The organism is Microbacterium maritypicum, from assembly GCF_041529975.1.
Taxonomy (GTDB): domain Bacteria; phylum Actinomycetota; class Actinomycetes; order Actinomycetales; family Microbacteriaceae; genus Microbacterium.
The window spans coordinates 3,153,980-3,165,549 of record NZ_CP168030.1 but is presented as its reverse complement, the minus strand read 5'-3'; the positions used below and the strand labels follow the sequence as shown (position 1 = coordinate 3,165,549).

Annotated in this window: 8 protein-coding genes and 1 tRNA gene; 6 read left to right on the top strand and 3 right to left on the bottom strand. The window is 69.0% G+C overall.

The features are described 5' to 3' along the window. The first annotated feature begins 49 nt into the window (after positions 1 to 49). The 3 genes from nudC to ACCO44_RS15320 are packed head-to-tail and all read left to right on the top strand — an operon-like array spanning position 50 to position 3,220. A complete protein-coding gene (nudC, locus tag ACCO44_RS15330; protein ID WP_372467228.1) occupies positions 50 to 931 on the top strand; it encodes an NAD(+) diphosphatase in 882 nt (293 codons plus the stop codon). Next, entirely contained in the window at positions 928 to 2,649 is a 1,722-nt protein-coding gene (locus tag ACCO44_RS15325; protein WP_372467226.1) for an ATP-dependent helicase, read from the top strand. Before nudC ends, ACCO44_RS15325 begins: the two co-directional genes overlap by 4 nt. Further along, the gene (locus ACCO44_RS15320; RefSeq protein WP_372467224.1) at positions 2,606 to 3,220 is read left to right on the top strand and encodes a hypothetical protein; all 615 of its coding nucleotides are present in this window, start codon (positions 2,606 to 2,608) and stop codon (positions 3,218 to 3,220) included. Before ACCO44_RS15325 ends, ACCO44_RS15320 begins: the two co-directional genes overlap by 44 nt. A 260-nt stretch (positions 3,221 to 3,480) precedes the next feature. On the opposite strand, the gene ACCO44_RS15315 is transcribed toward ACCO44_RS15320, so the two are convergent. Next, positions 3,481 to 4,890, bottom strand: a complete 1,410-nt coding sequence (locus tag ACCO44_RS15315) for a zinc-dependent metalloprotease (RefSeq protein WP_372467223.1) — start codon at positions 4,888 to 4,890, stop codon at positions 3,481 to 3,483. A 117-nt stretch (positions 4,891 to 5,007) separates the two neighbouring features. Between ACCO44_RS15315 and ACCO44_RS15310 the strand changes: the two genes are divergently transcribed. Next, positions 5,008 to 6,099 carry a PDZ domain-containing protein gene (locus ACCO44_RS15310; RefSeq protein ID WP_262000659.1) on the top strand — a complete coding sequence of 364 codons (1,092 nt, stop codon included), beginning with the start codon at positions 5,008 to 5,010 and terminating at the stop codon, positions 6,097 to 6,099. Positions 6,100 to 6,175: 76 nt separating this feature from the next. Further along, the gene (locus ACCO44_RS15305; protein ID WP_105709616.1) at positions 6,176 to 9,085 is read left to right on the top strand and encodes a UPF0182 family protein; all 2,910 of its coding nucleotides are present in this window, start codon (positions 6,176 to 6,178) and stop codon (positions 9,083 to 9,085) included. Positions 9,086 to 9,272: 187 nt separating this feature from the next. On the opposite strand, the gene ACCO44_RS15300 is transcribed toward ACCO44_RS15305, so the two are convergent. After that, positions 9,273 to 9,346 (bottom strand) — tRNA-Met (locus tag ACCO44_RS15300). A gap of 94 nt (positions 9,347 to 9,440) precedes the next feature. Between ACCO44_RS15300 and ACCO44_RS15295 the strand changes: the two genes are divergently transcribed. Then, positions 9,441 to 10,250, top strand: coding sequence for a carbon-nitrogen hydrolase family protein (locus ACCO44_RS15295; RefSeq protein ID WP_372467221.1), 810 nt, complete (start codon positions 9,441 to 9,443; stop codon positions 10,248 to 10,250). A 30-nt stretch (positions 10,251 to 10,280) separates the two neighbouring features. On the opposite strand, the gene ACCO44_RS15290 is transcribed toward ACCO44_RS15295, so the two are convergent. Then, the gene (locus tag ACCO44_RS15290) at positions 10,281 to 11,483 is read right to left on the bottom strand and encodes an aminotransferase class I/II-fold pyridoxal phosphate-dependent enzyme (RefSeq protein ID WP_372467219.1); all 1,203 of its coding nucleotides are present in this window, start codon (positions 11,481 to 11,483) and stop codon (positions 10,281 to 10,283) included. Positions 11,484 to 11,570 lie beyond the last annotated feature (87 nt).

Sequence of the window (11,570 nt, the reverse complement as noted above, 5' to 3'; positions counted from 1 at the left end):
CGGCTCAGGGGCGGTCCCGCCTCCGCCACGCCCGTGAAAGAGGGAGTCGATGACCATTCCGCGCCCGTCCCTCGACCGTGCAGCCGAACTCCGCGACGAGCCGGACGTCATCGGCCGCCTCCGTGGCGACCCGGCCACCCGGGTGATCGTCGTCCGCGAGGGGCGGGTCAGAGTCGTCGATTCGACGCTCCTGCGGGTGCCCGCCGAGACCGTGGTCGAGGCGACCTGGGCTCTCCTCGGACGCGACGCCGACGGTACCGTGCTGCTCCTCGCCGCCGCCCCGCCGGAGACCGATGCGCTCGACACCGCTCCCGACGAGGTGTGGCTCGGGCTGCGCGATCTCGGCGGTCGCATCGACGGACAGGAGACGGAGCTGCTCACCGGTGCCGTCGCGCTCGCCGGGTGGCTCCGCGACGCACCGTTCTGCCCCACCTGCGGTGGTGGCACCGAGCTGCGCAACGGCGGATGGTCGCGACGCTGCCTCGTGTGCGGGCGGGAGCACTTCCCGCGCACGGATCCGGCCGTGATCGTCGCCGTCGAGAGCCGTGACGGGGAACGCCTGCTCCTCGGCGCCAACGCGAACTGGGGCGGCCGCATGTACTCGTGCTTCGCCGGCTTCACCGAGGCGGGGGAGTCGCTGGAGTCGACCGTCCACCGCGAGATCGAGGAGGAGTCCGGCGTGCGCCTGTCGTCGCTGCGCTACATCTCGTCACAGGCGTGGCCGTTCCCGCGGTCGCTCATGATGGGGTTCCGCGCCGTCGTCGATGAGGAGTCCACGGCGCTCGCCGACGGCGAGGAGATCATCGATGTGCGGTGGTTCACGCGTGCCGAGATCGGTTCCGCCCTCGCGGGAGACGGTCCGGTCGGGCTTCCTGGTCACGCGTCGATCGCCCGTGCACTGATCGTCGACTGGTACGAGGAACACGCGTGAGCGCACTCGATGCCCTCGACGAGCGGCAGCGGGCTGCAGCATCCGTCCTTCGCGGACCCGTCGTGGTGCTCGCCGGAGCCGGTACCGGGAAGACGCGTGTCATCACGCATCGCATCGCGCACGGCGTCGACACCGGGGCGTACTCGCCGTCGCGCGTCATGGCCGTCACCTTCACCGCCAAGGCGGCAGGCGAACTGCGGGGGCGTCTGCGGGCGCTCGGCGTCGAGGGCGTCGCGGCTCGGACCTTCCATGCGACCGCCCTCGCGCAACTCAACTTCTTCTGGCCGACGCTTGCCGGCTCGCCCGCGCCCTCGATCATCGACAACAAGGTGCGGATGCTGGGTCAGGCCGCCGATGCGATGCGGCTCCGCCCGAGCACGGCCACCCTTCGTGACATCGCGTCCGAGATCGAATGGCGCAAGGTCTCGATGCTCTCGATCGAGCAGTACGCCGCGCTCGGGCGTCCGATCAGCGGCGTCGACGCCGGTCAGCTGGTCGAGCTCATGCGCGGCTACGAAACGCTGAAGGACGATCGCCGTCAACTCGACTTCGAGGATGTGCTGCTCGCGTGCGCGGGCATGTTGGAGGCAGAACCGCGGGTCGCGGCATCCGTCCACGAGCAGTACCGTCACTTCACGGTCGATGAGTTCCAAGACGTCTCGCCGCTGCAGAACAGGCTGCTGGAGCTGTGGCTCGGCGACCGACACGACATCTGCGTCGTCGGCGACGCCAGCCAGACCATCTACTCCTTCGCCGGGGCGGAGCAGCGGTTCCTGCTCGAGTTCGAACGACGTCATCCCGATGCCACGGTGGTGCGGCTCGAGACGAACTACCGCTCCCAGCCCCCCATCCTCACCGTCGCGAACGCGCTGATGCAGGGCCGTCCCGGCGCGCTGGAGCTCGTGCCGGCGCGAGAGCAGTTCACCGCGGATGCCCCCACCGTCACCGCCTATGACACCGAGGGCGAAGAGGCCGCAGGCATCGCCGCCGCCATCTCTGCGCAGATCGCGGCCGGAGCATCGCCTTCGGAGATCGCCGTGCTGTACCGTGCGCACGCGCAGTCCGCGATGCTGCAGCAGGCGCTCGCCGTCGAGGGCGTCGCGACCACGGTGCTGGGCGGGACCCGGTTCTTCTCGATGCCGGAGGTGCGTCAGGCGATCCTGGCGCTGCGTGCGGCGGCGGTGGCGCCCACCGAGCAGGGGTTCCTGCCCGGGGTGCAACGGGTGCTGCGCGAGCTCGGGTTGACCGACGAGCCACCGGCCGCCGGTGGGGCGCAGCGCGGCGGCTGGGAGGCGCGGCGCGCCATCCTGCGGCTCGCCGAGGAAGCCGGACCGGACGCGACCCTGCGCAGCTTCAGCGATGCGCTGATGGCGCGGGCCAAGGACCAGCACGAGCCCACGATGCGGACGGTGACCCTCTCGACCTTGCACGCGGCGAAGGGCCTGGAATGGCCGCATGTGCATCTCGCCGGCTGGGCCGAGGGCTCACTCCCGATCTCCTACGCGACGACCTTCGAATCGGTCGACGAAGAGCGGCGTCTGGCCTACGTGGGCGTCACGCGGGCCGCGCGAACGCTCTCGCTGTCCTGGTCGAGATCGGCAGGACGGGGGGAGCGTGCTCCGTCGAGGTTCCTCGCTGAGATGGGGACCACAGGCCGCGGCACCGGCATTCTTCGTGAAATGTCACCGAACGCCACACGCGGGAACCGTCCGCGCTGACGCGCACGACGCGCCCGTCAGCGCTTCGGTCGCCGGCGAGGAGCAGGGCGGCGAGGCGACCCGCCTCGGCGACTTGCGCGGCGCGGATCGGGCCGGGGTCGCGGTCGATCATCTGAGTGTGCAGGAGTGGCCATGCCGGATCGAGGGCGGTGGCGTGCGCATCGCGGCAGGCGAGGCACGCGGATTCGCCGGGGACCACGAGCGGCCCGACGGTCACCCTGCCCGGCTCGAAGGACACCGGCAGATGCGGGGTGTCTTCGCGCAGGTGGCGCGCGAATTGCAGAGCCGCCGCGGCGCCTCGCACGAGTACGACGCCCACGCCCGGTCGTCGCCCGGGATCGACGAGGGAGACACCCTCATCCGTGAGCGCCTCCCGAATGCGGTGTTCGGTGCGCCCGTCGTCGATGCCGATGCTCTCGACCCAGGCCGTGCGGGGCGCGGTCGGCTCATCGAGCAGTGCGGGTTCCAGGCGCGCGAGCAGAGCCCTCGCCGCCTCGCGCGGGGCCCCGGCGGCGTGCGCGATCACGTCGAACGATCCGCGGCGGAAACCCGTGCGCAGGCGGCTGAGTAGGAGCTCCACCCAGGCGGCATCCGCCTCGACGCGCAGTCCGTCGTCGTCACCGAGCTGCAGCGTGTGCTCGTCCCGCCACAGCAGCGGTGCACTCGGGTCGAGGCGCGTGAGGATCGGCGGTGTGAGAGGCATCTCTCCGATTCTGGAGGGACGCCGCCGCCCGCGGGGAGTTGTCGAGGCATCCGTGGACAACTGCCGCGCGTGTCCCCGACGGGGGAGGAGAGGTGATGACACCTTCCGTCCCCGTCGTGGTCGGATCCTCAGACCGGGCGGTCCCCCTCCGGGGCGGCGTCGCCATCATCCTCGGCGCCGTCCTCGCCACCATCGGACGGTGTCTCCTCCGAGAAGTCGTCACCGTCGAGCAGGCGGGCGAGCGCCTCGTCGAACTCGTCCGCGACGGGCTGTTCGCCGCGTTCGACGGCCTGCAGTCGGGCCACGAGCGCGCTCGGGTCGTCGATGTCCTCGGCCGTGGGCATCAGGTCGGGATAGTCCCAGAGGGAGTCGCGGGCGCTGATGCCCACGGCATCGGTGACGGCCTGCCACATGGCCGATGCTTCGCGCATGCGCCGCGGTCGCAGCTTCAGCCCCACCAGCGCGCCGAGCGCGTCCTCGGCGGGTCCGCCCACCGCGCGGCGGCGACGGGCGGCCTCGGCGATCCGCGCGCCATCGGGGAGGCGGGACGTCGCCTGAGCGGTCACCACGTCGACCCAGCCGTCGATCGTGGCGATGAGGTTCTCGAGTCGGGTCAGGGCCTCGCGCTGCGCTTCGCTCTGCACGGGCAGGAGCGCGCCGCCCTCGATGGCCGCGCGCAGTTCCTCGGGGTCGGAGGGGTCCAACCTGCTCGCTACGTCTTCGAGGGCGTCCACGTCGACGGTCACACCCCGAGCGAAGTCCGTGATCTGCGCCATCACGTGCAGGTGCAGCCACTTCGCGTGCCGGTAGAGCCGGGCATAGGCGAGCTCCCGGGTGGCGAGATAGAGCGCGATCTGGTCTTCCGGGATCTCGAGGCCGTCGCCGAATGCCGTGAGGTTCTGGGGGATGACGGCGGCCGTTCCCGCGGGGAGCACGGGGATCCCGACGTCGCCTCCGGACACGACCTCGAGCGACAGGTTGCCGAGCACTTGGCCGAACTGGGCGGCGAACACCGAGCCGCCGAGGCCGCGCATGAGCTTGCCCGCGCCCTGGACGACGCTGCGCATCTCCTCGGGGACCTGCGTATCGAGTGCGGAGGTGAGCGCGTCGGCGATGCTGGTCGACACCGGGTCGGCGATCTCCTTCCACACCGGCAGCGTCTTCTCGACCCATTCTCCGCGGGTCATCGCAGTGGGCGCCTCGGAGAGCTCGGAGATCGTGGTGGCCTCGCCGAGCCACAGGTTCGCGAGGGAGAAGGAATCCGCGAGCGAGGTGCGGGAGCCCTCGGTGATGCCCTGTCCGTCGCGGTTGGCGATGAACAGGGCCTGCCGCAGCGCGTTCTCCCACGGGTCGCCGCCGAACGCGCCCTGGAGCTGCGACATGATCGTCTGCATCATCGCGGGGTCGAGGGTGAAGCCGTCCATGCCTTCGAAGGCACCTCGAAGCGCTTCGGGGTCGATGTCGCCACCGCCCTGGTTCGCGAGCATCCTTCGCAGGAACTCCTGGAAGTCCTCGGGGGTGGGGTCGTTGTCTGCCATGTCGCTCGCCTCTCAGCAGGTCTGAAGCCGTGGCCTCTACGCTAGTCACAGGTTTCTGCGCGCGAACCCGATGCGGGCAGATCGGTGTACGCCGCCCGCGAACGACGGAGGAATGCAGTGGATCGAACGCGGTCTGGAAAGCTCGGACTCGGAGTCTGGGCGCTGGTCGTCGCACTCGTCGCCCTCGTCGTGCTGACATTCCTGCCGTCGCCGTACGTGATCCAGCGGCCGGGTCCGGTCTACGACACCCTCGGCACCGCGACGGACAAGGAGGGCGACGAGGTTCCCCTGATCAAGGTCGAAGGCGCCGAGACGTTCGAGACCGCGGGCACCCTCGACCTCACCACCGTGCAAGTCGTCGGCAACCGGGAGCGCACCCCGAGCTGGTTCGAGCTGGCGCTGGCCTGGATGGACTCGTCGCGCGCTGTCGTGCCGCTGGACTCGGTCTTCCCCGAGGGGGTCACGACCGAGCAGCGCGACGAGCGCAACGCCACGCTGATGGTCGACTCGCAGCACGAGGCGACGGCGGCCGCGCTCAACGAGCTCGGCTACGACACAGGCGCAGAGGTCGTGGTCGTGGATGCGGTCGCCGACTCTCCGGCCGACGGCACCCTCGAAGCCGACGACGTGATCACCGGGATCGACGGCACGGCTGTCGAGTCGGCGACGGAGCTGCGGGCCGCGATCCAGAAGGCCGGGGGAGACCCGGTGACCCTCACGGTGCTGCGCGACGGCGAGGAGCAGAGCGTCGAGGTGACCCCGGAGGAGCACACCGAGGGGGGAGTGACGACCTGGCTGATCGGCGTCACGCTCCGCACCGACTACGACTTCGAGATCGACGTGACGATCCAGCTCGACAACGTCGGCGGCCCGAGCGCCGGGATGATGTTCGCGCTCGGCATCATCGACACCCTCACCGAGGGCGAGCTCAACGGTGGGGAGAATGTGGCCGGCACCGGAACGATCGACGCCGCCGGCACGGTCGGACCGATCGGCGGTATCCGACAGAAGCTGTACGGTGCGCGTGACGCCGGAGCGGAGTACTTCCTCGCCCCGGAGGCCAACTGCGACGAGGTCGTCGGGCACGTTCCCGACGGGCTGCAGGTGATCCGCACGGCCACGCTCGACGAGTCGCTCGCGGCGCTCGAGGTCATCGCGGACGACGGCGACGTCGCCTCGCTGCCCACCTGCGAACGCGTCGCCGGCTGATCCTCGAGAGCGGCCGTGACCTCGCCGTGATCGGGATGACAGCCCGCGCACAGTGAGCGATGCCTAGGATGGAAGGGTGACCTCACCCTCAGCATCGAATCCGGCCACGCCTCGAACGTCCCGACGTATTCTCGGCATCTCCTTGGTGATCATCGCCGCCTTGATCGCGGTGTTCTTCGTGTTCGCCTCCCTGTACACCGAGTTCCTGTGGTTCGATCAGGTGGGCTTCACGGGGGTTCTCACCACGCAGTGGATCGCCACGGCGGTGATGTTCGTCGTCGGCTTCCTCGGGATGGCCGTGCCCCTGTTCGTCGCGATCCAGCTCGCGTACCGGTTGCGCCCGGTCTACGTGCGACTCAGCTCGCAGCTGGACCGATACCAGGAGGTCATCGAACCCTTGCGCCGTCTGGCGATGTGGGGGATGCCGATCTTCTTCGGACTGTTCGCCGGGTTCGCCGCCGCAGGGCAGTGGAAGACCGTGTGGCTGTGGGCCAACGGCGTCGCCACCTCGAGTGTCGACCCGCAGTTCGGCATCGACACCGGCTTCTACATGTTCGCGATGCCGTTCTACTCGATCCTTCTCGCGTTCGTCTCGGCCGTCCTGCTGCTGTCGCTTCTGGTCACGGCGCTCGTGTCGTACCTCTACGGCTCGGTGCGCATCGGCCAGGGTGAGCTGCGCATCTCCAAGCCCGCTCGCATCCAGCTCGCCGTCATCGCGGGGCTCTACCTGCTCGTGCAGGCGGCGAGCCTCTGGCTCGACCAGTACAAGACGCTGGTGCAGCCCGACGACCGCATCACCGGTGCCGCGTACACGGGAGTCAATGCGACCATCCCCGGCCTCGCGATCCTCGCGATCATCGCCGGCGTCGTCGCGATCCTCTTCTTCGTCACGGCCGTCATCGGCCGCTGGCGCTTCCCGCTCGCGGCCACGGCACTGCTGATCGTCGCCGCACTGGTCGTCGGCGTCGGTTACCCCTGGGTGGTCACCACCTTCCAGGTGAAGCCGAACCAGAACGCCTATCAGGCCGAGTACTACCAGCGGAACATCGACGGCACGAAGGAGGCGTACGGGGTCGCGAACCTCGAGACGACGCCTTTCGCCGCCAAGACCGATGCCGAGGCCGGCCAGCTGCGCGCCGACGCGGAGACCACGGCGTCCACACGCATCATGGACCCGAAGGTCATCCCGCCGACCGTCCGTCAGCTCGAGCAGTACCGCGGGTACTACCAATTCCAGAAGACGATGGACGTCGACCGGTACGAGATCGACGGGAAGATGCAGGACACCGTGGTGTCCGTGCGCGACCTCGACATGTCGGGTCTCGGCGACGGAGACAACTGGAACAACCGTGTCGCCGTCTACACCCACGGCTACGGCCTCGTCGCGGCCGCGGGCAACCAGCGGACGACCGACGGTGAGCCCGTGTTCCTCGAGCGCGGCATCCCGACCTCCGGGTTCCTGTCCGACCGAGAGAACTTCGAGCCGCGGGTCTACTTCGGCGAGAACTCGCCCGAGTACTCGATCGTCGGGGCTCCCGACGGCTCCGAGCCGGCGGAGATCGACTACCCGCGCGGCAAGGACGGCTCGAGCGAGACGAAGACCACGTTCGAGGGCAGCGGCGGTCCGCAGATCGGCGACACGTTCACGAAGCTTCTCTACGCGTTGAAGTTCCAGTCGGAGCAGATCCTGTTCTCCAACCTGGTGAACGAGGAATCGCAGATCCTGTACGACCGTGACCCGAAGACCCGCGTGCAGAAGGTCGCTCCGTACCTCGAGCTCGACAGCGACCCGTACCCGAGCGTGGTGGACGGTCGTATCGTGTGGATCGTCGACGGCTACACGACCAGCTCGACGTACCCGTACTCGACGAGCGTCAGCCTGTCCGACGCGATCGCGGACTCCAACGTCCCGTCACCGACGCTCGCCATCGATGACATCAACTACATCCGCAACTCGGTCAAGGCCACGGTCGATGCCTACGACGGTTCCGTCACGCTTTACGCATGGGATGACGAAGACCCGGTGCTCAAGACCTGGCAGAAGATCTACCCGTCGACGCTGAAGCCGATCAGCGACATGTCGGGCGAGCTGATGAGCCACGTGCGCTACCCGACCGACCTGTTCAAGGTGCAGCGTGACGTCCTCGGCGTCTACCACGTCGACAAGGCCGGCTCGTTCGCTCAGCAGGACAACCGCTGGCAGACGCCGAACGACCCGCGCAGCGAGGCGATGCTGCAGCCGCCGTACTACCTGACGATGCAGATGCCCGGCCAGGATTCGCCGCGGTTCTCGATGTTCTCGACGTTCATCCCGAACTCGCAGGGCGCGGGCGGAAGCCGTGACGTGCTGATGGGCTACCTCGCGGTGGACTCGGATGCCGGTTCCGAGAAGGGCAAGAAGGCAGAGGGCTACGGCCAGCTGCGCATGCTCGAGATCGACACCGACACCACGGTTCCCGGTCCCGGTCAGGTGCAGAACACCTACAACTCCGATACGTCGGTGGTTCCCCAGCTCAACCTGCTGCAGCAGGGTGAGTCCGAGGTGATCTACGGCAACCTGCTGACGCTGCCCGTCGGCGGCGGTCTGCTCTACGTGCAGCCCGTCTACGTGCAGTCGTCCGAGGGAACGCAGCTGCCGCGTCTGCAGAAGGTGCTGGTCGCCTTCGGTGACCGGGTCGCGTTCGAGAACACCCTCACCGAGGCGCTCGACACACTCTTCGGCGGTGACTCCGGTGCGACCGGTGGTGACGACGAGGTCGAACCCACCGAACCCGGGACAGAGGATCCGGAGACCGGAGAGACGCCGACAGAGCCCACGCAGCCGACGAACGCCGAGGCGGACGCCCTGGCCTCGGCGCAGGAGGCCCTGATCGACCGTGAAGCGGCACTGAAGGCCGGTGACCTCGCCAAGTTCGCCGAGGCCGACGAGCGCCTCACCGCGGCGGTCGAGAAGCTGCTACAGCTGGAGTCCGCAGCGGGGGAGTGATCACCCCTTCGTCACGGAGAGCAGAATGGGCGCCCCCTCGGGGGCGCCCATTCTCGTCTCCGGCCGATGTGATCCTCGGGCTCGTCGCCGCAATCGTCGGACTCGTCCTCGCAATCATCGGACTCATCCGGGCAAAGCGAAAGGCCCTCTGACCTGGATTTCTCCGAGTCAGAGGGCCTTTCATTTGTTGCGGGGACAGGATTTGAACCTGCGACCTCCGGGTTATGAGCCCGGCGAGCTACCGAACTGCTCCACCCCGCGGCACAAGAAGTAACTTATCACGGATCCCGGGGCCCGGCCAATCGGGGCCGCCCTGCGCGACGCCCCGGGCGTGTCGATGCGAGAGGATGGGGATATGCCTGAGACCCCTGCCGTCGCCGTCGCCGTGTGCCAGTTCGCGCCGACCGCTTCCCGAGCCGACAACCTCGCGCAGATCGCGGAACTGACTGCCGACGCTGCCGCGCGGGGCGCGAAGCTGATCGTCTTCCCCGAGTACTCGAGCTACTTCGTCGACCCGATGGACGACACCCTCGCCGCGAATGCGGAGGGTCTCGACGGCGAGTTCGTCGAGACTCTGACCGCGCTGGCCGCCGACCGCGCGGTGGTGATCGTCGCCGGCCTCGTCGAGCGAGCCTCCGATGGGCATCGAGTGCGGAACGCTGTCGTCGCAGTGCGCGGTGACGGCATCCTCGCCGTCTATCGCAAACAGCATCTCTACGACGCCTTCGGGCAGACCGAGTCCGACTGGATCGAACCCGGGGAAGTGGGGGAGGCCGCGACGTTCGAGCTCGGCGGACTCCGCTTCGGGCTCATGACCTGCTACGACCTGAGGTTCCCCGAAGTCGCCCGGTCTCTCGTCGACGCGCAGGCCGACGTCCTGGTCGTCCCCGCCGAGTGGGTCCGAGGTCCACTCAAGGAGCACCACTGGACGACGTTGCTCGCCGCGCGCGCGATCGAGAACACCGTCTACGTGGTCGCGGCCGATCACCCGACGCCGATCGGTGTCGGCCACTCGCAGGTCATCGACCCGCAGGGCGTGGTCCTGGCGGGGGTGGGGACAGCCCCCGGCATCGCGGTCGCGGTCGTGGAGGCCGTCGCGATCGAGCGGGTGCGCCGGAGCAATCCCTCGCTGCGCGCGCGGAGATACGCGGTCGTACCGCGCTGATGGCGTGATCCGCTGCGAGCGGAGAGCCGGTCAGGCGGAGAACCGCGCCAGCCGCGAAGCCGCCTCCTCGAGCACGTCGACGCGCTTGCAGGCGGCGAAGCGCACCAGGCCCGAGTACTCGTGCCGGTGGGGTTCGGAGACGAACGCCGTCAGGGGGATCGCCACGACTCCGGCGCGCTCCGGCAGAGAACGACAGAATGCTGCGGCGTCCGCGCCGCCGAGCGCCGTCGCGTCCGCCACCGTGAAGTAGCCGCCCTGCGGGGCGTACACCGTGAATCCTGCGGTGCGCAGTCCTTCGCCGAGGATCTCGTGCTTGCGGGCGAGTGCCGTCGCGGCATCCGTGAAGTACGAATCGGGCAAGCGGAGCCCCACCGCGACAGCCGGCTGGAAGGGGGAGCCGTTCACGTACGTGAGGTACTGCTTCACGGTGAGGACGGCGGTGATGAGGTCGGCGGGCCCGTGGACCCAGCCGATCTTCCATCCCGTCGCGGAGAAGGTCTTGCCCGCCGAGGAGATGGTGAGGGTGCGCTCGGCCGCTCCGGGGAGTGTGGCGATCGGGGTGTGCGGCGCGTGGAACGCCAGGTGTTCGTAGACCTCGTCGGTGACGATGACGGCGTCGTGCCGTGCGGCCAGCCGGACGACCTCCTCGAGCACGTCGCGACCGAAGACCGCACCCGTGGGATTGTGCGGATCGTTGACGAGGATGATCCGGGTGCGGTCCGTCACGCTCGCGGCGAGCTGATCGAGGTCGGGCTGGAAGTCGGGAGCGCGGAGGGGGACAGTGCGCAGTCGTGCGCCCGCCAGCGCCACCGCCGCGGCGTACGAGTCGTAGTACGGCTCGAAGACGACCACCTCGTCGTCGGGACCGTCGATCAGCGCGAGCAGCGTCGCCGTGAGCGCCTCGGTGGCGCCGGCCGTCACGATCACTTCGTCGGCCGGGTCCACGTCGAGGCCGTAGAAGCGCCGCTGGTGCTCGCTGATGGCGGCGAGCAGGTCGGGAATGCCGCGACCCGGCGGATACTGATTGGCTCCGTGGGCGATCGCGCTGCGGGCGGCCTCGAGCGCCTCCGATGGTCCGTCCTCGTCGGGGAAGCCCTGTCCGAGATTGATCGCCCCGGTACGGGCTGCGGCGGCGGACATCTCTGCGAAGATGGTGGGCGCGACGGTTCCGTCTGCGGCGAGCAGGCCTGCACCGGCCGCCGTGCGCCGCCATGCGCCGGGAATGACACTCATGAAGAACAGGCTAAGGCCATAGCTGAAACTCATCGTCGACATAAGGAACACACAGACACAGGCGTCATTCTGAAGTGGTCGTTGAAG